This window comes from Thiobacillus sp., from assembly GCF_024708915.1.
In genome coordinates this window covers 1-25,249 of record NZ_JANJXQ010000138.1, presented here as the reverse complement: position 1 = coordinate 25,249, position 25,249 = coordinate 1, and the positions used below count along the sequence as shown (strand labels likewise).

The window sequence follows — 25,249 nt, the reverse complement described above, 5'->3', positions numbered from 1 at the left end:
TTGCCGATTTATCGGCTTTACAACCACGGCCTACCCCTTGCGGGTGGGCGACATAGCCGGCTCTATGGCAACGACGAGCAACGCCGCCATGCGGAAAAAGACGCCGTTTCATGTTGCGATATTTCTGAGTCACGACACTAGAGCAAGCTGCGGACGGGGGCGCCTGTGGCCTCCGTCACAGGGTGCTAAAATGCCACGTTTTTCCCGCATTTCAGGACACCTCCGTGCTTACCGCCTCCAGCATCACTCTGCAATTTGCCGCCAAACCCCTGTTTGAGAACGTCAACGTCAAGTTCGGCGACGGCAACCGCTACGGCCTGATCGGTGCCAACGGCTGCGGCAAGTCGACCTTCATGAAAATCCTCGCGGGCGAGCTGGAGCCGACCGCCGGCAACGTCTCGCTCGACCCCGGCGAACGCATGGCCTGGCTGCGCCAGGACCAGTTCGGCTATGAAGAGCAGCGCGTGCTCGACGTGGTGCTGCAGGGCCACGCCGAGATGTGGAAGGTGATGCAGGAAAAGGACGCCATCTACATGAACCCGGAGGCGAGCGAGGAAGATTACCTGCACGCCGCCGAACTGGAAGCCAGATTCGGCGAGATGGGCGGCTACGACGCCGAGGCGCGCGCCGGTCAATTGCTGCTCGGCGTCGGCATCCCCACCGAACAGCACAACGGCCCGATGAGCCAGATTGCGCCCGGCTTCAAGCTGCGCGTGCTGCTGACGCAGGCGCTGTTCTCCAACCCCGACATCCTGCTGCTCGACGAACCGACCAACAACCTCGACATCAATACCATCCGCTGGCTGGAGAACGTGCTGAACGAGAGCAACGCCACCATCATCGTCATCTCGCACGACCGCCACTTCCTGAACCAGGTCTGTACCCACATGGCAGACCTCGACTTCGGCACCATCAAGGTCTATCCGGGCAACTACGACGACTACATGCTGGCCTCGACCCAGGCCAAGGAACGCCAGGCCAGCGCCAACGCCAAGGCCAAGGACAAGGTGGCCGAACTGCAGGAATTCGTGCGCCGCTTCTCGGCCAACAAGTCGAAGGCGCGCCAGGCCACCAGCCGCATGAAGATGATCGACAAGATCAAGATCGAGGACTTCAAGCCGAGTTCGCGGCAGAACCCCTACATCCGCTTTGAACCCGAGAAGGCGCTGCACCGCCGCGCGCTCGAGGTCGAGAATCTCAAGTTCGGCTACGACGGCTCGCCGCTGTTCACCAACCTCGGCTTTTCATTGGAAGCCGGCGAAAAAATGGCCGTCATCGGCGGCAACGGCGTCGGCAAATCCACGCTGATGAAGCTGTTGATGGGCGAACTGACGCCGCAGTTCGGCGAGATTCGCTGGAGCGAAAACGCCAGCGTCGGCTATTTCTCGCAGGACCACGTCGCCGACTTCGACAGCGACAAGAACCTCACCGACTGGATGCATCAGTGGACGCAGCCCGGCGACGACGAGCAGGTGCTGCGCGGCATCCTCGGCCGGCTGCTGTTCTCCGGCGACGACGTCAAGAAATCGGTGCGCGTGCTGTCCGGCGGCGAGAAAGGCCGCATGCTCTACGGCAAGCTGATGCTCGGCCGCCACAACGTGCTGGTGATGGACGAGCCGACCAACCACATGGACATGGAATCGATCGAGTCGCTGAACCTCGCGCTCGATCTGTTCAAGGGCACGCTGATCTTCGTCTCGCACGACCGTCAGTTCGTTTCCAGCCTGGCCACCCGCATCCTCGAAATCACGCCGGAAGGCGTCGAATTCTACATGGGCGGCTACGACGAATACCTGCATTCGAAGGGGCTTGAGTAAACCTTTTTGTCCGCGAAGGACGCGAAGGGGCGCGAAGAAAACCTGAAACATTTTGAAGTGATTTTGAATTTCTTCGCGGTTCTTCGCGCCCTTTATGCCCTCTGGGTATTCGCGGATAGATTTTCCCTGGAGCCAGCATGAACGAAGTCGTCGTCATCGGTCTCGGCCAGCTCGGCCGCGTGTTTGCCGGCGGCCTGCTGCGTGCCGGACACACGGTCGTTCCACTCAACCGCGGCGACGACATGGCTGCACTGGCACACGCCCACCCCGCGCCGGCGCTGGTGCTGGTGGCGGTCGCCGAGAACGACCTGCACGCTGTACTGGCGGCGCTGCCCGAGGTCTGGAAACCGCGCGCCGCGTTGATCCAGAACGAGCTGCTCCCGCGCGACTGGCAGGCGCACGGCTACAGCGACCCCACGGTGATCTCGGTGTGGTTCGAGAAGAAGAAGGGCATCGACGCCAGGCCGCTGATCGCATCCCCCGTCGCCGGCCCCGGCGCCGCGCTGTTGTGCCGCGCGCTCACTGCCATCGAACTGCCGTGCCGCGAAGTCGCATTGGGCGACGAACTGCTGTTCGAACTGGTAAGGAAGAACGTCTACATCCTCACCACCAACCTCGCCGGGCTGAAAACCGGCGGCACCGTATCGCAGCTGTGGACGCAGCACGAAGCTTTCGCGCGCCAGGTGGCGAACGCGGTGATCGACATCCAGGACGCGCTCAGCGGCGCGCAACATGATCGCGACGCGCTGATCGCCGGCATGCTCGAAGCCTTCGACGGCGACCCCGATCACGGCTGCACCGGACGCTCTGCGCCGGCGCGGCTGGCGCGCGCAATCGGGCACGCGGACAAGTTCGGGCTGGATGTGCCCGTCCTGCGGGCATTGGCGGGCTGAGCCGCGCCCCGGGCAATCAGATTGCGCGGCCCTTGGGGCTTTTCTCGTCGCCGCCGACTACGCCCGCATGATCGAACGGCAGCCAGCGGGACGAGCGGTCGGTTTTGACGCGGCCCTTGATGCGATAGGGCACCCCCTGCTTCAGCGATTCCGGCGGCAGGGTCTTGATCTGCTGGATCAGATTCTTCGACTGCATGATCGCGTCCACCCGCAACACCGTGCTGGACGTCGCCGCAATCAGCGTCGGCACACGCGACAGCCCCTGGGCAAACGGACGCCCGTTCACCTCCAGCTCGAAATCCAGCGCCTCGATATTCAGCGCGAAATCGTTCGGATTGCTGACCCGCAAGCCCACGTCGAAGTGCTGCTCGAACAGGCCGAGGCTCTTGACGTCGACTTCGGCGACGCTCACCTTGGGGGCGACGGCGTTCAGCGGCAGGCCGGTACAGGCGGCGAGGCCGAGCGCGAGAAACAGAACGAGCAGACGCTGCAACATGGAAAGCCTATCGAATCTGCGCCAGCAACTGGGCGGTCATGCGCGCGGCTTGCGCCACGTAGCCGCTGCCGAACAGGTTGGCGTGGTTGAGAATGTGGTAAAGATTGTAGAGCGTTTTGCGCGCCGCATAACCGGGGTCGAGCGGCCAGGCCGCGCGGTAGGCGGCGTAAAAATCCGCTGCGAAACCACCGAACAGTTCGCTCATCGCGAGGTCGCATTCGCGGTCGCCGACATAGATCGCCGGATCGAAAATCACCGGCGTCCCATCGGCGAGGTAGCCGTGATTGCCGCCCCACAGATCGCCATGCAGCAGCGAGGGGGCGGGCGCATAGCCGTCGAAGAAGGCGTCGAGGCAGGCGAGCAATCTCTCGCCGTCCCGCTGCAGCGCGCCGCCGTAGCCGTTCTGCGCCGCCAGCTCCAGCTGGTAGCCGAGCCGTCCGTCGCGCCAGAACGCGATCCAGTCGCGCGCCCAGCCGTTGCGCTGCGGCGTGCTGCCGATCCAGTTGTCGTGCGCCCAGCCGAATCGGGGCTGCGGCACGCGGTGCTGCTGCGCCAGCCGTTCGCCCAGCCGGGCGGCATCGCCGCTGCCGTGCAGGTCCAGATACTCCAGCACCAGAAAGGCCTGGCCCGCCGCCGCGCCCGTGCACAGCGGCTGCGGCACCCGCACGCCCTGCGCCGCGGCGAGCGCGCGCAGCGCAGCCGCTTCGGCCTCGAACATCGGCAAGCATTGCGCTCGATTCGCCTTGACGAAATAGCGGCGCGCACCGTCGCTCATGCCGAAGGCCTGGTTGATATCGCCGCCGCCAACCGGGCTCAGCATGGTCGCCGCGAACGGCGTACCGGTGGCGGCACCGATCGCTTCGGCAACGGCGGCAGCGAGCGTCATGCGGGCAGCGCCCAAACAAAACGCGCCCCGCAGGGCGCGCTGGGCCAGGCTCGGCGGACGCGCATCGCGGCTTACTTCCCTTTGGGGCGCTGCTCGAACATTTTGGCGATGCCGGGGTCGCGCGAGGCGCCAGCGGCTTCCATCCGTCCGAGGTACTCGTCCCACAGGACGGCCTGATTGGTGCCGAGGTCGTGGAGATACTCCCAGGAATAGATCCCGGTGTTGTGGCCGTCGGAAAAAAAGAAATTGATGCCGTAGAGGCCGACCGGCTCGGCGGCATTGATCAGCACGTCGCGCTTGCCGACCTGCAGCACCTCCTGGCCGGGACCGTGGCCGCGCACTTCGGCGGACGGCGAGTAGACGCGCAGGAATTCGAACGGCAGTTCGAACCGCGCGCCGTCGGTAAACGCAATTTCAAGCTTGCGTGAAGCCTGGTGGAGCTTGATGTCGGTGGGAGTGGGAATGGTCATGATCGCGAAACCTTCAGGGATACAGGCGCATAAGTTTACCCGCGCTTCGCATGGCGGCAAGATCAATCGTAATGAACCCGCTCCTTTTCACGCGGGTTCTCGTACAGAGATTGCCGCCAGGGCGATCGGCCCAGGGCAGGGTCGGTAAAACGCGTCAACAGCGGGTTGCCGCCCCGCTGCTGCCAGGTTTCCAGATCCGGTCCGGTGTACTGACACCACGACTGAGGCGTTTCGTATAGCGTGAGCCGGCTCAACCCCGGAAGAAAATCGATCAACTGCTCCCAGATGAAAACGCTGAGCAGTTCGGTCGTCGAACGCCAGGCCAGTTCAGGGTTAGCGTAATTGAGCGTGTGATGGTCGAAGCATTCGACGACGCGCTTGTTTACCACCCGCTTGAGGTAGCCGTAGTCCAGTACGCAGCCCGTGACCGGGTCGATGGTGTCGCTTACCGTTACGTGCAGGACGTAACGCCCGCCATGCAGGTTGCTGCATTTCGCGGGGTGGTCGGTCAGGAAGTGGGCGGAGTCGAACACCACTTCCTTGCTGACGGCGACGGCGGGGGTTCGGGGGTGGAAGCGCTGCCAGACGCCGGGCATGGCTTCCAGTTCCTGGCGCAGGCCGTCCAGCAGCCTGGCCGCATCGGCGCGGGTTTGCGTGCGCAGCAGGGGCGTGCCGGCATCCAGGCGGCAGGTGGCCGCAAGCAGTTCGCGCGAGAAATATTCGGCGGTATCGTCGGCCTCATCGGCGGAATCGAACGGCATGAACAGGTAGCCGGCATGCAGCTCACCCGCATGGGCCAGATAGGTGGCGTATTTCAAACGCCGTTCCGACGCCAGACATCCGGCCGACAGACAGGGGGAAGACAGATTTCCGCACAGCGCCGCAAGCTGGTTACTCGCAACGACCCGGTGCGCGTCGGCGGCGTACTGGTAGGCTTGGTGGAACCGGAATCCGTAGGGGGCGAGCTGGGCCATGTCCCAGAACAGCAGGTCCAGCCATGCGACTTCGCCGCTGATGTGGCATTGCGAACCGGCTTTGCGCACGCGGCCGGCCAGCTGCAGGCCTGCCAGCACCGCGCCTGCCGCTTCGTTCGGCCCGGCTGCAGGCATGCGCGGCAACTCGGCGTCGGCGATGCCGGCGCCGAGCCTGTCCGGACTCAGCAGCAGATCGAGCGGCAGGGCATGGCGCAGCGCGTATTCCTGCAACGTCAGGCCGCAGCACCCCAGCAGGTGACGGGTGTCCAGCTCGGCCACGCTGGCGCCGCATTCCTTGCAGTTCACGCAGCGCCTCCGCGGCTGCACGGCGCTGCGAACAGCCGCCCGCCCGCCGTCATACCACCTGGACGCCCATGAAGGTTTTTGCCGCGCGCCCCGCGAGTCTGGCGTGGACGTCGGCGCCAGGAATGCCGCAACTGATGTAGCCCGCCTTCTGCGCGATCTTGGCCGCTTCGTCGGCATCCATCCGGCCCATGGCCACTGCCACCGCCGCGGGTACCGTGACGTTCAGACTGACCGAAGACGAGAACATCAGCTCGCTGACCAGCGGAACCGACAGCATGAACGCTTCCATCAGTTCTTTCCGCTTGCCCTGGGCCAGGTCCGGCAGGACGCGGTCGGACATGCGCTCGATCTTCGTCGTGACGCCGTCTATCGTCACCTCGACATCCAGATGGGTGTCGAACGCCATCCATTCCTTGGCGAGCTTGTTGTTTCTGCGCGCGCCGGGGCCGATGTGCGTCAGGCTGAGCGATATCGACTTGTTCATCATCTTGCTGAAGAACGCGCCCACGTTCCTTTCGACCTTGTGCTTGCGCTCGTCGTCCAGCTCCCGGACGATCTGGCCGAGTTCCTTGCCGGCCTTGAGGTCGTCGTATGCCTTGGCCGCACGCCGATAAAGCGCCTTGGCGAGAACCGGTTCCGAAGCCAGGATCATCGAATCGGTGACAGGGCCCCTGCGCAGTTGCGCGGCCTTCTTGGCGACGATGTTCATGGAGATCATCGAAATCTCGGGGTCGAAAAGGAATTCCTCCCGGCGTTTCCTGAGCGCATCGCTGACGGATTCCTGCGTCGCGCCTTCCTCCAGCCAAAGCTTCATGGCGATGACCGCGTCGGTGGAGATGTGTCCGAGCGGCGGGTTCACGGGCCCGGCATGGCCGGCGAAATCCGGCGTGAAAATTCCCATCATCTCGTCCACCGCCATGATGCCGATGACCGAGGGTCCGCCGATATCCTTGAAAATCAGCCCGAGATCGCCGATCAACTGTCCGGTCGAATACTCCTGCCCCGTCAGCAGCACTGTGATCTTCTCGGGCAGCCCCGCCGTTTCCGCAGCCGCCTTGCCGGCGACAAACGTAGTGGTGGTCTTCTCGTAAGGCCCGTATTCGTCGGCGACCGCGGCATCCGGATGCATGATCTCGAGTATCGCGGCCGCCCCGAGTACCGCGCTATTGAAGGCGCTCGGCTTCATGCCGCCGCCCGCGAAGGCATCCATCATGGCCTGGGTCGCGATACGCGCACCCTTGTCGGCCATGGCCGGGAAGATGATGTCCTCGCCGAGGGCACCGTGACCGATGAGCGGGCCGCCGGAAATGGGCAGATCGTATCCGCTGATCGGCGACAGCTCACCTTTCCGCATGGCCTCGTAGAGCGCCATCACCGCCGGAAAGCCGGAGACCTTGTTGTTCTTCTTCGAAGTGGGAATGGCCGACACGCCGCAGCGGTCGACGCCGGCGATCATGCGCGCGGTGGCGCCCAGTTTTCGATTGCCGGCGGGAACGCCGATCTGCGCCCGCGTTCCGGTCAGGTAGAGCATCACCGCACTGATCAGGGCGGCATTTGCCGGCATCGCCCCCGCGGCCATCGCCGCCTTGATCGTTTTGCTCAGCAGCTCGTCGATGCCTTGCGACGGCGCATTGGTAAGACGGAGTTTGTTGTCCGCGCCGCGTTTCAGTTCGGCGACGAGGATGTCGGCCACGCTGAACGTGGCGATGTTCAACTGGCCATGGCCGCCCATCAATGCGTCGACCATGTCGCTCGTGATCCAGTTCGGGTTGGCCGTTGCGGCGGTCGTGGCGGCCAGGATGACCTGCTCGCGCTCGGTCGGTTGCGTTGAAGACATGTTTCCTCCTTCTTTCATGCTAGGGGTTGTAGAGAGTTGTTCATGGCCGCTTCGGCAAGGCGGCGGGGCCATTGCTTGCCTTGTTCATACGAGGTCGTTCCGGCTGAAATCCGCATGCCTTCATGCTTTTATCGAAAACAGCGCGAGCGGTGGCTTGTTTGGCGATTCGATGGTGGCGCACGGCATGCCGCGTTGGAAATTGTTTAAGTACATGCAAGTTATTTGCCGCTGCTATAAGTCTTGGCCCGGCGCTCGACGAGCGGGAGAGCGCCGGGCACAGCGATCGAACGCACACGCCATTCATTGAAAAAATGAATAAATCGTATGCGTACTAATAATTTCATTATCCCGTCGTGCACACGGAGAATTCTTTCCGGTTGGTACTTCTATAAATGCGATCGAATGCATGGAACGGAAAGACATCTCGTATCACGCCCGCTTGGCCAACTCTATCGTCGGTCAGGATCGTTCCGTCAAGCAGGTGGAGGTGCAGCCCTTCATCGCCTGCTCGTGGAATCGATGCCTCCACGAGTTCGGCCTCGACCCGGACGGCGATCAGCCTGTGATCAGGGTGGATTCCGACGATCTCGACACCCGCCGGGAGCGCCTGGGTTACCTGCTGGCCATCGCCCAAGTAGAAATGGCCGGCCTTTACCAGCAGTTTGCCGGTTCAGGCTTCTCAGTCCTGCTTGCTGACCCGGATGGGGTCGTACTGGATCTGATAGGCGATCAGGCTTTCAGCGACAGCGCAATGGCATATGGCCTGGTCCAGGGGGGCAACTGGAGCGAGCGCCACCAGGGCACCAACAGCATAGGCACTTGCACCATCGAGCAGCAGTCCGTTCTGGTGCATCACAGCGAGCATTTCCTGTCCCGCAACGTGAGATTGACCGGCTGCGCCGCCCCCGTTTTCAACCACGAGGGCAAACTGCTGGCCGTGCTGAATATTTCCAGCTTCTCCCGGCTGGCCCAGCAGCACACTCTGGCGCTGATCGACCTGTTGGCCCAGACGATCGAGAACCGCGCCTTCCTCAGCCACTTTCGAAATCACTATGCCCTGCGCTTCCATAGCCGCCCCGAGGCCATAGGCACCTTGCGGGAAGGCATACTGGCGCTGGACGAAAGCGGCCGCATTCTGGCTGCCAATCGCAGCGCCCTCTCCCATCTGGGATTGAAGCGATCCGATGTGCTGGCGGGGCGCACCTTGCGCACGCTGTTCAATATCGGGATAGAAGGATTGCTGAGCCGGAAGAACCGGGCTTGGCTTGCACCCCTGCCCCTTTACGAGACCCGCCACGGCAATCGTTTCTACTCGCTGCTCAAGCTGCCTGAAAACAGCGACTTCTCCTTGAGCGCCATGACGCCGATCCAGTCTGTTCAGCCTGTCAGCGCTTCCCTGCGCGAGGACGCTACGATCGTTCACCTGGACAACCTGCAGTTCGGCGAACCCCGCATCGCATACAACGTCCATTGCGCCAAACGGGTACTGCGCCAGGACATCCCCATTTTGCTTACGGGGGAAACCGGCACCGGCAAGGAGGTGTTCGCCAAAGCCGTACATGCGGAATATGCCGGCGCCAGCAAGCCCTTCGTGGCGGTCAATTGCGTGGCGATTCCCGAATCCCTGATCGAGAGCGAACTATTCGGCTATACATCCGGCGCCTTCACGGGCGCAAGCCGAGGTGGGCGCCGGGGAAAGATACTCCAGGCCAACGGTGGCACGCTGTTTCTGGATGAAATTGGCGATATGCCGCTCCTGCTCCAGGCACGCCTGCTGCGTGTGCTGGAGGAGCGCGAGGTGGTGCCGCTGGGCGGAGAGTCCCCGGTCAAGATAGATATCAAGCTCATCAGCGCCACCCACCGCAACCTCAAGGAACTGGTCGCGGAAGGAAAGTTCCGAGAGGATCTGTACTATCGTCTGCAGGGCATCAGCCTCACCCTGCCTCCCCTGAGGGAGCGTCAGGACCGTCAGGCGATCATCCGCCATCTCGTCGCTCTGGAAGCCAACGATGACCAGATCCAGCTGTCCCCCGCGGCCATGAAATGCCTCGATGCTTACGCCTGGCCCGGCAATCTCCGCCAACTGCGCAATGTGCTGCGGACCACCCTGGCGCTGCGGGAGGGCGATGAAATCGATGTCTGCGATCTGCCTGAGGAATTCTCCAGCTGCTGCCAAAAAACGGTCATCCAAATTACCGGCGAATCCCCTGGGTCCGAGGTTGAAACAACCGCAATTGGCGAAGTGGGCCGCCTGTCCGTCCCCGAGGCTGCGGAACGCGTCGTTATTCTTCAGAATCTGATAGATAGCCGCTGGAACATGACCCTGGCGGCCAAGCGCATGTTCATCAGCCGCAATACCCTGTATCGCAAGATGAAGAATCTCCGTATCGATCTCAACAAGTAAACGACAGGATCAAACACAACACGGCCGTAAATTTCCGCTTCAAAAAAGTCGAAGTTACGGCGCCAAAAAAACCGGGCCTTGCGGCCCGGTTCGATCATGCAACATCTTGCAGTCTCTGGCGTCACATCTTCCAGCTGTACTGAACGCCCACCTGGTTCTCGTACATCTGAATCCTATCCGTGCCGGCGCCAAAGAGGTTTGGACCGGACACCTCATTCTCCAGGACATGCGTGTAGGCCACAGTCAGCTCGTTGCCGGAAGCCAGCGTGTAGGTGAACCCCACGCTGGCGTGGTCTTCGACGACAGCAGGCGCCAGAATGTTGAAGGTCACATCCTCGGACTTGATCGGGCTATCGGCATGGCTGTAGCCGGCACGAAGTATCAACTGCTTGTTGTACTTGTATTCAACCCCCAATTTCCAGATATCCATATCGTCCCACCCGAAGCCGCCAGCAGTTTGGGGGGCACCAACCGATCGAACGTCGGAGTAATTGATGCGCTGGTAGTCCAGAACCAGCCTTACTGCCGGGGATGCCTGCCAGGACACGCCGATATTGTAGTTCTCGGGCATGTCGAAGTCGCCGCTTTCCAGGAACAGCCAGTTGTACTTGTCGAACTCGTCCATTTCCATCTTGGTGGCATAGGCCGCACCGAAGGTGACGGTCGGAGTGATCTTGCCCAGGTAACCCACGCGCACGCCATAGCCGAAGGAATCGTCATTTTCGGAGGTCTGGGGGCCAAAAATGCCATCCAGACCATCGGCCTTGAAACGCTGGTAAGCCACAAGTGGAGAAATGCCGACGGAATGGTTGGGGGCAAGCTTGTATGCCACGGTGGGCGCAATGACCACTTGCATGAGGTCAACCCCCAAGCGACCGCTACCGCCAAACATGTTGGTCGTGGTGCCGGGATTCGATGGGTAGTTGGTATTCATCCCTCCGTTGGCGTAAACCGTCACGCCCAGCGCAAGGTCGGGATTCAGCATCCTGTTGTAGCCGAATTCCGGAACCGGAAAATAATTCTGGTCGCTCTCGATGGTAAGCCCCGTGCCTGTCATCGAGGTCTCGCGGATCGGGCTGAACACGCTCGCGCCCAGATCGATGCGGTTGCCAACATAAGCCGCTGCGGCGGGGTTGTTGGCGCCGAAAAAGGTATCTTCGGTGTTGGTGGTGGATGCACCGGCCATTCCGCTGGCCTTCATGCCGTAGCCATGGGAGAAGTAGCCGTTGGTTGCGAGGGCGGATCCGGCAAAGCCGAGAGTTGCAAGTGCCACCATTAATTGAGTTTTCTTCATACCTCTCCTTCCATTCGTTATCGTGTGTTGGAAATTGTTCGATGCCATGCGGATGGCATTTGCCTTTGCACGCCTGCAAGGCAGACGTGCACTGTGCCCAATCAGGTTGTCAGAAAACCGGGGGTTTTCGCTTCGCCTGACGGCGAGGCTCGATCCTGGACTGACGCAGGTTTGTCGCCTTCATCGGCGGCTACAGTGCGGCCGATCCGCCGTTGCACGTTGAGCGCACGGAGGGCTGCGCACGCCGCCCCATAACCGTTGTCGATATTGACCGTCGTGATGCCCGAGGCGCAGGACGCCAGAATCGCGTTCAGGGCCGTGGTTCCGCCCGCGGCCACGCCATACCCGACCGATGTCGGTATGGCGATGATCAGCCCCGGGAAAAGCCCGCCGACGACACTGGGCAGGGCGGCATCCATGCCGGCCGCCACGATGGCTACCGGATACGCCCTGATCTCCTCCATGCGTTCCGTAAGCCGCCACAGACCTGCAACCCCGACGTCGAATACGGCGAGCGAATCGACGTGCGCGTAGGTGAGCGTACGGATCGCTTCCCGGGCCACGGGCACGTCCGAACTGCCTGCCGTCAAGACGGCTACTTGTGCCGGGCCTGGCTGCTTCGCACGCCAGTTGAAGAAAGCCGTTCGGGAAGCAGGCTCGTAATCCAGCATCCCCCGAAACCCGGTGCTGATCCTGGCGTAGCTTTCCGCGCTGAGCCGCGTCAACAGGCAGCTCTTGCGCACCGCACGCAATTCACTCAGGATGGTTTCGATCTGCGCATCGGACTTGCCTGCGCAATAGATCGCTTCCTCGATACCGATACGGTTTGCCCGGTGGTGATCCAGCTTGACCTCTGATTTGCTCATGTTTCGTTCCTCAGAAAGGCACTGCCCCGAACATACGGGACAAATTCGATCGCATCCGTGGACGGGTTCTTTTGCAGGCCGCTCAGGCGATCGAGTTCCGCCAGCACCCTGGCGCGCTGCTCGCCGTCGAGGCGGGCGTAGCACGCTTCGTCCAGCTCCACCACCAGCCCTTGACGCCTGATTCGGCACCGCACCGTCTCCGGATTCAGCACGCGTTGAACCAGTCTCTCGATCTCGTCGATCGATCTGAGCGCCTCGGGCATGATCCGGATCCCGGTTTCCACGCGACTCGACAGGCAAGGAGACGCCGGCAGCTCCGCGATCTCGTCCAGCCCGTAGCGGCTGGCGATGGCGCGCACCGCGGTCTTGGCGATGCGGGCTTCGACAAAGGGGTGCCGGACGGCGTGCTCCGCCGCGGCCTGCAGGCCGGGCCGCCAGTCGCCGAGATCGTCGAGATTGGTGCCCGACAGCAACTGTCGCCGGGTCGCCTGCGCCAGAGCGTCATAAAGATTGCTCTTGCAGTAGAAGCACCGGTTGGCGGGGTTCGCCCGGTAGCGTTCGTCGTCGAATTCGCCGGCGTCGATGATGCTCAAGTCCCACCCTTCGCTTGCCGCATAGCGCTTGACCCGCTCGGTTCCGCTCTGCGGAACCGCGGGCGACACGGCATGGAACATCATCGCCTTGCCGCCGAGTTCGCGGTGCGCCACGAAAGCCAGCGTCAGGCTGTCCACCCCGCCGGAGACGGCGATCGCCGCGGGCCCGCAATCCTCGAGCACGGCCGTGAGACGGCCCATGTCCGCCAATACCGAATCATTCGTCATTTCGATTCCACCTCGGATACTGCACGTTCCCGTAGCCGCTGCCGTCCGGAATGGCCGTCGGCGTCCGCTACATCCTTGATATCCGCCTTCGCCGTCAGGCCGGCGGGGCGTTGCGCGAATTTCACTCGAACCCCATCGCTTGCCAGTGCCTCGTGCCGCGACAGGATCAGCCGGTCGGTCACTTGCACGCGCAGGCCCAGCGTGGTCGTCTCGGCGAAACACGCGGCGGAAACCGTTGCCGTCGATTCGGGTTTCGCCAGGAGCTGAATCGCGGCCATCGTCCGGCCGCGCTTGCCCGTCGCCGGATGCTGGGTCACGTCGATCACCCCTTCCACAGCGCGCAGCCTGTCGAGGCCTTCCGCAAGGTCTTCGGGCGTTTGATCGTCGATTTCAAAATTGATGACTGCGACCCGGTCCGCGCCAACGCCCGATGCCGCCGTCTCGAATTCGAGCGCCCGCAACACGTTGCTTCTGCCGGGCAGCCGCCGGGTTCCGAAGCCGTGCGCCGATTTTTTCAGCCGCCGCGGCGCCTGACCGATGCCGCTGGCGGGCCGCAGGTGCCGGATGATGGCGGCTCCGGTCGGGGTGACGCGTTCGCCTTGCAGGCCGTCGTCGAAGCAGAGGAAGCCGTCGAGCAGCAATGCCGTTGCCGGCGCGGGAACGGGCAACATGCCGTGCGCCGTCGAAACCAGACCCGATCCGATCGGAATAGGCCCGATGGACCATTCGCATGGCATCAGCGATTCGATCAGGAATGCCGCGGCGACGATATCGGCAATCGAATCCCATGCGCCGACCTCGTGAAACGAGACGTCTTCCACGGACCTGTCGTGAACGCGCGCTTCGGCTTCGGCGAGCAGGGTAAAGATTTCTATTGCACGCCGGCGCACGGCGGGCTCAAGCGCGGATGCCTCCAGGCGCGCGCGAATGTCGAACCACCGCGTATGGCTGTGCTGTTTCGCCCGCTGATAAACGTATGCGTCGCCGTGGCCGGCCGCGTCGTCTTCGTGATGCGCATGCTGGTGTTCGTGCGCATGCTGGTGTTCGTGCGTGTGCTGGTGCCCGACCGCCTGCGCCTGGCGGGCGCCATGCTTGAGCAGACCGCGTTGCGGCGATTCGGCCACGTCGAAACGGCCGCCGGCGAGGATGCCATCCGAGAACGGCACGAACGCCAGTTCGATGTCGTCGCCCAGGCCCGCGGCACGCACTGCCGCAATGGCAGGCAACGCCAGTTCAGGACGCAGGTCGAGCAGGGCCGCCACGAACATGTCTCCGGCAACGCCGCCCAGCGGATCCAGATGTATGTGCATTACTCCTGTTCCTTGTCTCTTTTCAAACGCGATCGCTCGCCGGCACGCATCCCGGCGATGCCGCCCGGCAGTCGCGGGCATGCGGATTGTCGATCCGGCATCAGATCTTCACGCGCAAGGGCGCGCCGGTAAGGTGCTGGTTGGAAAACTGGCTTTCCACCGAAGCCTTCAGGACCATGACCGGAACCTGGTGCTGGGCCTCCCTCAGGGTTCGGCAGATCGACGCCAGGTCATCGTGTTCCGCCTTGACGCGCAGCAGCGTGCCCGAGCGGGATACCGTCTTCATCCGGATCGTGAAGCTGTAGGTCGCATCGTCCGCATCGACCTCCAACGGGACGCTGAAACGCTCGATCTCGAAATGATGATGCTCGGCGTTGAGGACGCGATAGCCCCATGCGCCCAATTCGGAGCCGAGCAGGAAAGCCACTTCCGATTCGATCTCGCCGGGTACGTCGACATAGACGATGTACCCGGGGCGGCCTTTCTTGGTGACGCTTGCCACGACCTGCACGTTGCGGGCCCCCAGCGACTCCGCACGCCGGATGAACTCGCCCAGCAACTCGCCCGGGACATCGTCCACCTGCGCCATCATGAGACGTATCGGCTCTGCCATATGCCTGCTTACACCCCGATCCGGGCCGCTGCCTTTTGCTTCACGCTATTTGCGTGTTGCGAACGGTCGGCACGTCGCGGGCATAACCGTCGTACATGTTCTCCAGACGCACGAACCACTTGCCTACCGCGCTGGATTCATCGATGGCGCGATAGCTGCTCACGATATCGACCCACTTGAGCACACCGAAAAGCACGTAGTCGGCATAGGTCGGCGCATCGCCGCCCAGGAACGAAGAACTGGCCAAGGTTTCATTGAACGGCGCGAGCGCAGTGGCCAGGCCCGCCTTGCCCTTCTCCTCGCCGACGTGAATGGCTTCCAGCGTGCAGCCGAACATTTCTTCCCGGCTCTTGCGGAATAAAGGTTTCGAGCCCTCGTCGAGAATTTGAAATGCCTGATAGACGGCAACAGGGATTGCCCCCGGAAACACCATGGCGCCGCAAACGCCCATGACGAACTGCGCTGCCGCCTGGCTTTCCGCGCCAGCCATCAAAGTCGGTTTGTCGGGATACTGCTTGTCCAGGTAGAGCGCGATGTCCCAGCTGTCTCCGATCCAGTTGTCGCCATCATGAAGCACGGGCACGCTTGCAAGATTCTTAGGCCCGATATTCGGTTCATTCCAATGCCACGGCACGACTTCGAAGTCCAATCCCTTGTGCAGCAGCGCCATACGGCTGCGCCACGAGAACGGACCAAACATGATTTTGGGATTCGCAGCGGCCAGATCGTAGAGTTTTATTGCCATGTCTTCTCTCCTTGTAGATGGTGGGTCAACTGAAGTCGCTCCTTCTGTTTTCTTGTTGCAACTCGATGCAACATCGAGTTGCAACAAACGATACCCGCGCGTTTTTTTCGTGACGAATTGTTTAAGTACATGCCATCCATTCCCGCTTGCTATGAGTTGTCGCGGCTTGTCCTTGCGGCTCATGCCGGCTTGCAAGCCTGCGGCGTCAGCCTTGCGCAGGCCTCTGTTCCGGGGGATTGAGATGCGACCAGGTCGAAAAACCGCCGGGGAGCAAACTGGCCCGGTAGCCGCGTTGGCGCAACAGGCAAATGGCGTTGTAAGCGCGCATGCCGACGCCGCAAACCACGTGGATGGGCCTGTCGACGGGAAGCTCGTGCAGGCGCGCGCGCAATTCGTCGATGGGGATATGCATTCCGTACGGCAGGCGATCCTTTTCCACTTCTTCCCTGGTACGCACGTCCAGGATGGAGGCGGCGTCGTGGCCAACGTCGCTCCAGTGCGCGATGGGCAGGTCGCCGCGCATGGCGTTGGCGGCGATCATGCCGACCATGTTCACGGGATCCTTGGCGGCGCCGTACTGGGGCGCGTAACAGAGTTCGGCCTCTTCCAGATCGAAGACGCTGGCCCCCATCTGGATGGCCATGGCGATGACGTCGATGCGCCGCTCGACACCGTCCTGGCCGACGGCCTGAGCCCCCAGGACGCGTCCGTCGGTCGCGTCGTAGAGCAGTTTCATGCTGATGGTCCTGGCGCCTGGGTAGTAGCCGACATGGTTGCGCGGGTGAGCATAGACAACTTCATGCGGGATGCGCAGTTCGCGCAGGCTGCGCTCGTTCAAACCGGTGCTGGCCAGGGTCAGGCCGAAGGCGCCGCATACGGCGGTGCCCTGCACGCCGCGGAAGCCGCGCCGCTTGCCCGCGATGACGTCGGCGACCAGGCGGCCCTGGCGGTTGGCGGGGCCGGCAAGCGGCACGGCGGTACGCTGGCCGGTGATGGCGCACAGCACCTCGACCGCATCGCCGACGGCGTAGATATACGGATCCGAAGTCTGCATGCGGGCATCCACCGAGATATGGCCGAGCGGCCCCAGGGCAAGCCCGGCCGCCTGGGCCAGGCTGTTTTCGGGGCGCACGCCGACCGCCATGACGACCAGGTCGGTGTCGATCCGGCTGCCATCCGCAAAACCGACCTTGAGACCCCGGCCCCGGGCGCCCGGCTCGAAGCTGCTCACCCGGGTGCCCAGACGGAGGTCGACGCCGGCAGCGCGGATGGCGTCGCTCATGGGCTGGGCCATCTCCCGGTCGATCGTGGACATGACCTGGTCGCCCAGTTCGACCAGGACGACCTGGATGCCCAGATGGTGCAGGTTCTCGGCGACCTCCAGGCCGATGAAGCCGCCCCCGACCACCACGGCGCGCCGGGCCTTGTGGCGGGCGATCCATTGCTTGATGCGGTTGCCGTCCGGCACGGTGCGCAACGAGAAGATGCCGGGCAGGTCGATTCCGGGCAGAGGCGGGCGGATGGGTTGCGCACCGGGCGACAAGACCAGGGCGTCGTAGGCCAGTTCGTAGCCGGGGCCGTCGCCCGGCTGAACGCGTATCGTGCGCGCGGCGCGGTCGATGGCAACGGCATCGTGGCCAGTGCGCACATCGATATCGAAGCGGCGCCTGAAGAACGCCGGGCTGGAGAGCAGCAAATCCTCTTCCTTTTCGATGACGCCGCTCAGGTAGTAGGGCAGGCCGCAGTTGGCGAACGAAACGTAGGGGCCGCGTTCCAGAACGATGATGTCGGCGTGTTCGTCGTTGCGGCGCAGTCGCGCGGCGCACGATGCGCCGCCGGCGACGCCGCCGACGATGACCGTGGTCTTGCGCGCCTTCGTCCGCCCAAGCGACAATTGCGCGTTATCGCGCGCAGGGTTGGGATGCAAATCCATCGTGCCTCCTGGAATCGTTGTATCCATGCGGCGCCGCCTGTCCCGCCTGCTGCCTGTTTTATCTGTTTCCGGGAAGACGGCCCGCAGCCTGCAACGGATTTTCCGCGCCCCCTGCCATGCATTGAAATTGTCAATGCACATGTCATTTATTTGGATATTCAATAAGGCTGCGCCCGGCCGGACGGCAGGCATGAATCATCGCAAGTCGTGACCGGCGCGGATTGCCGGGCGACGCAGGACGCAGGAATTCAAACGGCGGTTGCCGATTCGGACTGTGTTCGGGGATTGCGTCCGCTGTCGCGCACTGCGGCAGCGAAGGGCATTCGCAAACCGGCCTGTGCTGATCGCGCCCGGAAGCGGATCAGACCATCGGTGCTGCGTGCGGGCCGACCGCGCTACGCGGCGTCACACCTCGCAGGGTTTCGGCAAATCCGTCTCTGTCTGTTTCAACCGGGTCTTTTTGCCCGGCCGGGTCTTTTTGCCGTTGGGCTTCAGGGACGATGCCGCCTGCAAATGCTCGATGAATTCCGATACACGGGGGTCGGCCGCGAGCTTGCGCGACCAGGTTACGGTGACGGGGATATCGACGTCCAGGCCGGATTTGTCGGTGATCGGGAGAGCCCGACTCTTCAGCCCCGCCAACTTGGAACCCGGCAGAATGGCCGCGCCGATGCCCAGCATCGCCCACTCTTCCAGAACCTGACAGCTCAGCGTCTCTCCGGCGTACTCATTCAGCTTGCAGCGATGCCTGCGAAACAGCTCGCGCGTAGCGCGCGCAAGTCCGCACGCGTCGTTGGGCGCCATCACGAAGGTTTCCTCCGCGATATCCGTCAGACACACGCTATGACCGGCCGTTTTTTCCTGCGGCATGCCGCCGCGCGGCACGAACACCAGCGGCTCACGATACAGGACGATGCTCTGGCACGAGCGCTTTGTGACGTTGCCGACCTCGATCAGGAAATCGATACGGCCTTCGGCAAACTCGCGCTCCAGGCTCGCCAGGTTCATTTCGCACAGCACGATTTCGATTTCGGGACATTTATGGTGAAACGGGGCGATCGCCCGTGCCACCAGGCTCGCATCGATCAAGGGCGACAACCCTATATGAATGGCGCGTGCTTCAGGCGTGCCGAAAGTACGCACCTGCCGCTTGAGCGTCTCGTGGGCGTGCACTATTTCGCTCAGGTAGGGGAGGATATATTCTCCGAACGGCGTGAGCGTCACCTTGCGCGTCGTGCGCACGAAGATGCGCTCGCCGAACTCATGCTCGAGCCGGGCAATGCCATTCGACAACGTCGGCTGGGTCACGAAGCACGCATCGGCGGCAGCGGTAAACGACCCGCTGCTGGCGACGGCGCAGGCAAAGCGGTATTCACTGATGCTCATGGCGAACCACCTCCTACACGGCACTGCGGAGGCCCACAGCACCTTTACTTGTATAGCAATTCTCCATCAAACAAAGCAGGATCATTCATTGCATGTCCAAATGAATGACATGTCTATTAATAATTTCAATGCCCGGCAGAGGGCGCGGACAATGCATTTAAGTTGCGGGGCCGTCTTCCCGGAAACAGGAAGTATCGACAGCAGCGAAACGAGGCGGTACCCCGCCATGAATTGACCGGTTCCGGCAGACCCTGGCTTTATGCACGTGACGACGCCTGGCGCCGCCGCTGCCGCCGGAAAGGTCTCGTTTGATCGATTCGCCCCTTTGGAGACGGCCCGTGCGTTTGTACCTACACTCGCGATTCATCCCCACAAGGTTCTCCCGGCTGAATCCGGCTGAACGTCCTTCCGAACGTCGCACGCGCATGCGCGCCGAGGCCCTCCGGTGATTCCGCGCTTCACCACAGCCCTCGCCGGCCCGCTGCTGGATCTGGAAAAGCATTTCCTGGACAAGGCCGTTGCCGTCAATCACTGGCTGCACGGTCAATGGCAAGCGCACGTTCCGCCCTTCTACGCCTCCGTCGATCTGCGCAATAGCGGTTTCAAGCTGGCGCCGGTCGACACCAACCTGTTTCCCGGCGGCTGGAACAATCTCCCTGCGCTGTTCCATCCGCTGTGCGCGCAAGCCGTCGTATCGGCAATCGAGCGGCACCGCCCCGGCGCCCGCAAGCTGCTGTTGATCCCGGAGAGCCACACCCGCAACCCGTTCTATCTGCAGAACGTGCGGCAACTGACCACGATTCTGCAGCGGGCGGGCCTCGACGTGCGCATCGGCAGCCTGCTGCCCGGAATCGCCGCGCCGACGCGAATTCCCCTTGCCGATGGCCAGAGCTTGGTGCTGGAGCCCGTGCTGCGCCCCGGGCCCGAACGGCGTCGCCTGACGCTTCAGGATTTCGACCCTGACGTCATCCTGCTCAACAACGATTTGTCGGGCGGGATACCAGGCATCCTGGAAGATCTCCGCGAACAGGCGCTCATTCCGCCGCTCCATGCCGGCTGGGCGACGCGGCGCAAATCGGATCACTTCGCGGCCTTCAAGGAAGTCGCCGCCCGTTTCGCCGAAGCCATCGGCATCGACCCCTGGCTGATCGATCCGGATTTCGCCGTCTGCGACAGCATCGATTTCCGGGAACGGACAGGCGAGGAGCGCCTGGCCGCCCACGTCGACGCCGTGCTGTCCCGCACCCGGGCCAGGTACCGCGAATACGGCATCAAGGCACCGCCCTTCGTCATCGTCAAGGCCAATGCCGGCACGTACGGCATGGGCATCATGACGCTGCGCGATGCTGCCGAAGTGAAAGGCCTCAATCGCAAACAGCGCAACAAGATGGCCGTGGTGAAAGAAGGTCTGCCCGTCACCGAAGTGCTCGTCCAGGAAGGCGTGCCTACCATGGAAACCGTGAACGGCGCCGCTGCCGAGCCGGCGATTTACATGATCGACCGCTACGTAGTGGGCGGTTTCTACCGCGCGCATGCCGATCGCCGACGCGACGAGAATCTCAACGCGCCCGGCATGCATTTCCAGCCCCTGTCCTTCGAAGGCTCCTGTGCGATGCCGGATCCGTGCTGCGGGCCGGACGCCCCGCCCAACCGCTTCTTCGCTTATGGCGTCGTGGCCCAGTTGGCCCTGTTGGCCGCCAGCCTGGAACTCCAGCGCCACGCACCCCGGGCAGAACGCGCGTGCGGCCCGCTTACCCTGATGGAGTGCCTGTCGGCATGAAATACGCCCTGTTCCTGCTTGGCTTCGTCGCCACCACCGCCTGGGCGCACGACCTCTGGTTCGAGAAGGAAGGCAACACCTACACCCTCTATCAGGGGCATCGCCACGCCAGCCACGACGGCGTCGACGTGGTGCCGTATGAAGCCCGCATGGCCAGGAACTTCACGTGCATCGACGCCCATGGCGCGGCCGAACAATTCGGCGCGGCCAAGGCTTACCCGGCCAGGCTCAGCAGCGAGTGCGCCACCCTGCATGCGACATTCTCGACCGGCTACTGGACCAAAACCGCCTGGGAAACCCGGAATGTTCCCAGGACCGGCATATCGGGCGTCGTCAGAAGCTGGTACTCCGAAGAATCCCTGAAACTCGTCGAACGCTGGACCGATGGCAGCCCCCATCCGATCGGCGCGGGCCTTGAAATCACGCCGACGGCCAATCCCTTGCCGCTCAAGGCGGGCGACAAGCTGGTCGTGCTGGTCACGGACGACGGCAAACCGGTTGCCGGCGTGCCGGTGGCCTACGCGGGGAATACCCGCGGCACCTCGGGTGCGGACGGCAAGGTGGCGATTCGCCTGCGCCGGGGCGGCCTGCAATTGCTCGAAGCCAGCCTTGAATCCCCGCTGGCGGATGGCAAGGCGGATGTCGCCATCCGGACGGCCGCCCTTCAGTTCCAGATAGTCAAATGAAGTGCGTCGCAGGGCTTGGTTTCGCGTTGCTCGGCAGCGTCGCCTGGGCCCATGAAGTCAAGCTCGAAACCACCCGGCAAGAGGCAAGTGTGGTTCGCCTGAGCTATGCCGACGGGCAGCCTTTCGCCTTCGAGGCCTATGAGCTCTACGTCCCGGGCAAGGCCACGCCCGACCAGGTAGGGCGCACCACGCCGCACGGGCAGGTCGTCTTCCTGCCGGGCACGCGGACGGAATGGCGCCTGAAGGCCTATTCGGCCGACGGCCACGGCGTCGACGAGGTCATCAAGGTGGCGGCCGGCGCCGCGGCAGGCGTCACGCCGGCTGCCGCTGAACTTCCCCGAACCCTGTTGCTGGCCTCGGGCCTGGGCATCGTCTTCGGGCTGTTCGGAATCTTTCAGCTGTTTCTCCGGAAAAGATCGTAATGAAAATCGCCGCCGCCTCTGTGCTTTCACTGTTGTCCTTGCCTGCATTTGCGCACCACGGCATTGCCGGGGTGGGCGCCGCCAGTCTGAACGGCCCCGGCGCGCCAATCGAGTCCGCAACATCCACGGTTCTGCCCGAAGGCAAGGCGCTGGCTTATTTCAAGGTGGACGATGCCCGCTACAAGACCTACGACTGGGCTGCGCCGAACGCCAAATACGCCAGGTACACCATGCTGGGCCTGGGGTACGGCGTCACCTCCTGGTTCTCGGCCTACGCCTTCGTTCCCTACCACGAAAAAATCGACGAAACCGGCGGCCTGAATTCCCGCGGCGTCGCCGACATGTCCGTCATGGGCCAGGTCGGCTTCAAGTACGACGACGGGTTCAAGTTGGTGCCCGACAACGAAAGCCTGGACGATCTGGAAGACTGGCACTTCTCGGTCTTCGCGGGCGGTACGCTGCCGACCGGCGACGCCAACCATCGTCTGGACGACGGCACGATCGATCCGGGCAAATCGCTGGGCTTCGGCGAGCCGTCGTATTCCCTCGGCATCAGCATGAGCAAGATGCTCACGGACAGGCTGACCTTGAACATGGAAGCATCCACCCTCCGCTTCCGGGACTACACCTACGATGACGGCCAGAGCGTGCGTTTCGGCGCCGAAAACCGGTTCAACACGGCACTGTCATACCGCGGCTGGACGCTCCCCGAGAAAAGGTTCCGCCTGGACCCGGTCATCGAGCTGCAATATCTCTCGCTCGGCCGCGACAAGGAAAACGGCGTGCCCGCCGACGGCACCGGCGGGCAGATGGTCTATGCCATGCCGGGCGTACGCGCCTACTGGCAGAACATGAGCTTTGCGCTCGGGGTCAAGAAACCCGTCTGGACCCGGCTGAACGAGCGCGGCCAGCAACAAGGTGCCGAAGGCAAAGAGAAGTATCGCCTGATCTTTTCGGCTTCGCTGCTGTTCTGATTCGGTCGCCATGCACATCCCGGACGGTTTCCTCTCCCCTCAGACCTATCTGCCGGCCTATGCGGTGGCCGCGGTGGCCTGGGCCTGGGCGGCCAAGGGCTTGCGGGAGACGCTCGACGAGACGACGGTCCCCCGGCTGGCGATGCTGACCGCGCTGGCCTATGGTCTGGGGCTGGTCATGGTGCCCATTCCGGGCGGAACCTCGGGGCATGCGCTGGGCATCGCCCTCCTGGCGCTGGTGTTCGGGGTGCGTCTGGCCTTCGCCGCCTACAGTCTGGTGCTGCTGCTCCAGTCGCTGTTCTTCGGCGCGGGCGGCATCACAGCGCTGGCCGTCAACGCCCTGGCCATAGGGCTGGTCGGCGCGGCGGCGGCAGTCGCCACCCGCAAGCTGCTCAAGGGTCTGGGCGATACCGTTTCGATCGGGGCGGCGGCCTGGGTTTCCGTCGTCGTCTCCGGGCTCGTGGTTGCCGTCGTCCTGGGAATTCAGCCCATCATTGCCCACAGGCCGGATGGCACGCCGCTGTTTTTCCCGTTCGGGCTGGCCGTGACGCTGCCTGCCGTGCTGATTCCCCATGCCATCATCGGCGTGGGCGAGGCCGTCCTGACGGTTCTGATCCTGCGATACGTGAAAGCACGAAAATGGGCGCTCGCCTGAAGCCTCAAGCCTGGCTGCTCGTCTATCTGGCGAGCGTGGTCGCCATTACGTTCATTCACGCGCCCGCTGTCCTGGCTGCCCTGTTCGCGCTCGCGTTGCTCGGGGCGGGCAGCAACGCCTGGCCCATACTGCGCAAGACCCTGCTGGCGGTGGCGGCCTTCAACCTGACGGTGAGCCTGGGCTATACGGCCGTCGCCCTCTGGCAAGGCAATTTCCACGGACACTACCTGCTCCTCGTCAATATTCGCGTTCTGCTGCTGGTGTTCCTGGGTTTCTGGCTGGTGAAATCGGTCGACCTTCTGGGTGCGCTCTCCGGCTTCCCCCTGCTGCGCCTGATCGCCACGCTGGCCATCGGCCAGATCAAGACGTTCGAGCGCGTCCTGCGCGATTTCCGGATGGCGTTTCAGAGCAGAAACCCGCTACCGCCCGGCCTGCTCGACCGAACCCGCCACGCGGCCTCGCAGGCGCACACGCTGCTGGACAAGTCGATGGCCTCAGCCAGCAAGGCCGCGCTGGCGATGCGTTCGCGGGGCGCCTTCGATGATTGAGCTGCGCAACGTCGGCTTCGCCTGGCCGGACGAGGACAGGCTGCTCGACGACCTGAGTTTCGCCATCGATGCCGGCGAAAAAGTCGTTCTGCTCGGGGCGAACGGTTGCGGGAAATCGACCCTGCTGACGCTGCTGAATGGTCTTGTCGAGCCAACGGCGGGCGAGGTGTACTGGAAGGGCGACGCGCTGACGCGCCGGCATCTGAAAGCGGCCGGGAACAGCCGGGCTTTCCGCAAGGCCTGCGTACTGTTGTTTCAGCATCCCGAAGCCATGCTGTTCAACCCGACGGTCCGGGAAGAGCTCGCTTACGGCCCCCGGCAACTGGGATTGACGGGCGTCGACGAGCGGGTTGCGTACTGGAGCGGCCAGCTGAAGCTGGATGCGCTTCTCGACAAGGCGCCGTTCGTGCTCTCCGGCGGGCAGAAACAGAAAGTTGCACTCGGGTGCCTGTTGACCCTCGACCCGGAATTGCTGCTCCTCGACGAACCGTCGGCCAGCCTCGATCCGGCCACCGTCGGCTGGCTGATCGACATGCTGCTGCATTCGAGCAAAACCCTGGTGGTCGCCACGCACAACCTGTCGCTGGCCGCCGAACTAGGCGAGCGCTGCATCGTGCTGGGACAGCATGGCCGCATTCTGTTCGACGGCCCCATCAGGACAGCCCTGGCCGACCTGTCATTGTTGCAGCAAGCGGGTTTGGCGCATCGGCATGTGCACCGCCACGACAGCATCGAACACGCGCATGTGCATGTCCATGATTGGCAGTGACCGCCGCGAGGGTCGATAGACGCCTGCCGGAAAGATCATGCAGACCACGCCGTCCACACAATCTGTTGAATGAATATGGCGCGCCCGGCGCGATTCGAACGCACGACCCCTGCCTTCGGAGGGCAGTACTCTATCCAGCTGAGCTACGGGCGCAAAGTCGGCGAAGCATAGCCGGTTTGCCGCGCGCCGTCCATCCGCCGGGGCGCCGCCCTTTCCTGTCGATGCCGCTTTCCTTATAATCGCGGCTTTCGACGCCACCCCCACCAAGGATAATTTCATGGCCGATTCGCACGCCAAGATGACCCAAGCCACCCCGCAGGAAGTCATCATTTCCGTTGTTGCCGGACTGTTCGCGCCCCTGCTG

The 25,249-nt window shown here is 63.2% G+C and carries 25 protein-coding genes and 1 tRNA gene; 11 read left to right on the top strand and 15 right to left on the bottom strand.

Annotation, left to right across the window (positions count from 1 at the left end; translation table 11 throughout):
- Window positions 1–224: 224 nt before the first annotated feature.
- Window positions 225–1,817, top strand: a complete 1,593-nt coding sequence (locus Q0L94_RS10190; RefSeq protein ID WP_296753018.1) for an ABC-F family ATPase — start codon at window positions 225–227, stop codon at window positions 1,815–1,817.
- Window positions 1,818–1,954: 137 nt separating this feature from the next.
- The gene (locus tag Q0L94_RS10185) at window positions 1,955–2,710 is read left to right on the top strand and encodes a hypothetical protein (protein WP_296753016.1); all 756 of its coding nucleotides are present in this window, start codon (window positions 1,955–1,957) and stop codon (window positions 2,708–2,710) included.
- Window positions 2,711–2,726: 16 nt separating this feature from the next.
- On the opposite strand, the gene Q0L94_RS10180 is transcribed toward Q0L94_RS10185, so the two are convergent.
- The 5 genes from Q0L94_RS10180 to Q0L94_RS10160 all read right to left on the bottom strand — a co-directional run bounded on the left by Q0L94_RS10180 (window position 2,727) and on the right by Q0L94_RS10160 (window position 7,751).
- On the bottom strand, window positions 2,727–3,206 hold the full coding sequence (locus Q0L94_RS10180) for an LEA type 2 family protein (protein WP_296753015.1): 480 nt from the start codon (window positions 3,204–3,206) through the stop codon (window positions 2,727–2,729).
- Between the two features lie 7 nt (window positions 3,207–3,213).
- Window positions 3,214–4,092, bottom strand: coding sequence for a fructosamine kinase family protein (locus tag Q0L94_RS10175; protein WP_296753013.1), 879 nt, complete (start codon window positions 4,090–4,092; stop codon window positions 3,214–3,216).
- Between the two features lie 71 nt (window positions 4,093–4,163).
- Entirely contained in the window at window positions 4,164–4,562 is a 399-nt protein-coding gene (locus Q0L94_RS10170) for a DUF971 domain-containing protein (protein ID WP_296753012.1), read from the bottom strand.
- Window positions 4,563–4,624: 62 nt separating this feature from the next.
- Complete coding sequence (locus tag Q0L94_RS10165; protein WP_296753011.1) at window positions 4,625–5,842, bottom strand: 6-carboxytetrahydropterin synthase; 1,218 nt, start codon at window positions 5,840–5,842, stop codon at window positions 4,625–4,627.
- A 49-nt stretch (window positions 5,843–5,891) separates the two neighbouring features.
- On the bottom strand, window positions 5,892–7,751 hold the full coding sequence (locus tag Q0L94_RS10160) for a hypothetical protein (RefSeq protein ID WP_296753010.1): 1,860 nt from the start codon (window positions 7,749–7,751) through the stop codon (window positions 5,892–5,894).
- Window positions 7,752–8,085: 334 nt separating this feature from the next.
- Here Q0L94_RS10160 and Q0L94_RS10155 point away from each other — a divergent pair, with 334 nt between their 5' ends.
- On the top strand, window positions 8,086–10,083 hold the full coding sequence (locus Q0L94_RS10155; protein WP_296753009.1) for a sigma-54-dependent Fis family transcriptional regulator: 1,998 nt from the start codon (window positions 8,086–8,088) through the stop codon (window positions 10,081–10,083).
- 121 nt (window positions 10,084–10,204) lie between these two features.
- Here Q0L94_RS10155 and Q0L94_RS10150 read toward each other — a convergent pair whose 3' ends face one another.
- The 7 genes from Q0L94_RS10150 to Q0L94_RS10120 form a co-directional block, all read right to left on the bottom strand.
- Window positions 10,205–11,377 (bottom strand): outer membrane protein transport protein, encoded by a 1,173-nt coding sequence (locus tag Q0L94_RS10150; RefSeq protein WP_296753008.1) that lies wholly within the window; start codon window positions 11,375–11,377, stop codon window positions 10,205–10,207.
- A 101-nt stretch (window positions 11,378–11,478) separates the two neighbouring features.
- Window positions 11,479–12,243: a nickel pincer cofactor biosynthesis protein LarB gene (gene larB, locus Q0L94_RS10145; protein ID WP_296753007.1), complete on the bottom strand. Its 765-nt coding sequence runs from the start codon at window positions 12,241–12,243 to the stop codon at window positions 11,479–11,481.
- Window positions 12,240–13,064: a hypothetical protein gene (locus Q0L94_RS10140; protein WP_296753006.1), complete on the bottom strand. Its 825-nt coding sequence runs from the start codon at window positions 13,062–13,064 to the stop codon at window positions 12,240–12,242. The genes larB and Q0L94_RS10140 overlap by 4 nt, the downstream gene beginning before the upstream one ends.
- Window positions 13,061–14,374, bottom strand: coding sequence for a LarC family nickel insertion protein (locus Q0L94_RS10135; RefSeq protein ID WP_296753005.1), 1,314 nt, complete (start codon window positions 14,372–14,374; stop codon window positions 13,061–13,063). Before Q0L94_RS10135 ends, Q0L94_RS10140 begins: the two co-directional genes overlap by 4 nt.
- Window positions 14,375–14,474: 100 nt before the next feature.
- Window positions 14,475–14,987 (bottom strand): nickel insertion protein, encoded by a 513-nt coding sequence (gene larC / locus Q0L94_RS10130; protein WP_296753004.1) that lies wholly within the window; start codon window positions 14,985–14,987, stop codon window positions 14,475–14,477.
- A 40-nt stretch (window positions 14,988–15,027) separates the two neighbouring features.
- Entirely contained in the window at window positions 15,028–15,732 is a 705-nt protein-coding gene (locus tag Q0L94_RS10125; protein WP_296753003.1) for a glutathione S-transferase N-terminal domain-containing protein, read from the bottom strand.
- A gap of 205 nt (window positions 15,733–15,937) precedes the next feature.
- Window positions 15,938–17,665, bottom strand: coding sequence for an FAD-dependent oxidoreductase (locus Q0L94_RS10120; protein WP_296753002.1), 1,728 nt, complete (start codon window positions 17,663–17,665; stop codon window positions 15,938–15,940).
- A 25-nt stretch (window positions 17,666–17,690) separates the two neighbouring features.
- On the opposite strand from Q0L94_RS10120, the gene Q0L94_RS10115 reads away from it, so the two are divergent.
- Window positions 17,691–17,876 carry a hypothetical protein gene (locus Q0L94_RS10115; RefSeq protein WP_296753001.1) on the top strand — a complete coding sequence of 62 codons (186 nt, stop codon included), beginning with the start codon at window positions 17,691–17,693 and terminating at the stop codon, window positions 17,874–17,876.
- A 194-nt stretch (window positions 17,877–18,070) separates the two neighbouring features.
- Here the strand turns inward: Q0L94_RS10115 and Q0L94_RS10110 are convergent, their stop codons facing one another.
- Entirely contained in the window at window positions 18,071–19,051 is a 981-nt protein-coding gene (locus Q0L94_RS10110) for a LysR family transcriptional regulator (protein WP_296753000.1), read from the bottom strand.
- 445 nt (window positions 19,052–19,496) lie between these two features.
- On the opposite strand from Q0L94_RS10110, the gene gshA reads away from it, so the two are divergent.
- The 7 genes from gshA to Q0L94_RS10075 are packed head-to-tail and all read left to right on the top strand — an operon-like array spanning window position 19,497 to window position 24,885.
- Entirely contained in the window at window positions 19,497–20,831 is a 1,335-nt protein-coding gene (gene gshA, locus Q0L94_RS10105; protein WP_296752999.1) for a glutamate--cysteine ligase, read from the top strand.
- Window positions 20,828–21,517: a DUF4198 domain-containing protein gene (locus Q0L94_RS10100; protein WP_296752998.1), complete on the top strand. Its 690-nt coding sequence runs from the start codon at window positions 20,828–20,830 to the stop codon at window positions 21,515–21,517. Before gshA ends, Q0L94_RS10100 begins: the two co-directional genes overlap by 4 nt.
- Window positions 21,514–21,939: an ABC transporter permease gene (locus Q0L94_RS10095; protein WP_296752997.1), complete on the top strand. Its 426-nt coding sequence runs from the start codon at window positions 21,514–21,516 to the stop codon at window positions 21,937–21,939. Before Q0L94_RS10100 ends, Q0L94_RS10095 begins: the two co-directional genes overlap by 4 nt.
- Window positions 21,939–22,913, top strand: a complete 975-nt coding sequence (locus tag Q0L94_RS10090) for a transporter (protein ID WP_296752996.1) — start codon at window positions 21,939–21,941, stop codon at window positions 22,911–22,913. The genes Q0L94_RS10095 and Q0L94_RS10090 overlap by 1 nt, the downstream gene beginning before the upstream one ends.
- 10 nt (window positions 22,914–22,923) lie before the next feature.
- On the top strand, window positions 22,924–23,568 hold the full coding sequence (locus Q0L94_RS10085) for an energy-coupling factor ABC transporter permease (RefSeq protein WP_296752995.1): 645 nt from the start codon (window positions 22,924–22,926) through the stop codon (window positions 23,566–23,568).
- Window positions 23,553–24,116, top strand: a complete 564-nt coding sequence (locus Q0L94_RS10080; protein WP_296752994.1) for an ABC transporter permease — start codon at window positions 23,553–23,555, stop codon at window positions 24,114–24,116. The genes Q0L94_RS10085 and Q0L94_RS10080 overlap by 16 nt, the downstream gene beginning before the upstream one ends.
- Window positions 24,109–24,885, top strand: a complete 777-nt coding sequence (locus Q0L94_RS10075) for an ABC transporter ATP-binding protein (protein ID WP_296752993.1) — start codon at window positions 24,109–24,111, stop codon at window positions 24,883–24,885. Before Q0L94_RS10080 ends, Q0L94_RS10075 begins: the two co-directional genes overlap by 8 nt.
- A gap of 76 nt (window positions 24,886–24,961) precedes the next feature.
- Here the strand turns inward: Q0L94_RS10075 and Q0L94_RS10070 are convergent.
- Window positions 24,962–25,038, bottom strand: a tRNA-Arg gene (locus Q0L94_RS10070).
- The coding region (locus tag Q0L94_RS10065; protein ID WP_296752992.1) for a hypothetical protein at window positions 25,016–25,249 on the bottom strand (234 nt) is incomplete at its 5' end. The genes Q0L94_RS10070 and Q0L94_RS10065, both read right to left, overlap by 23 nt.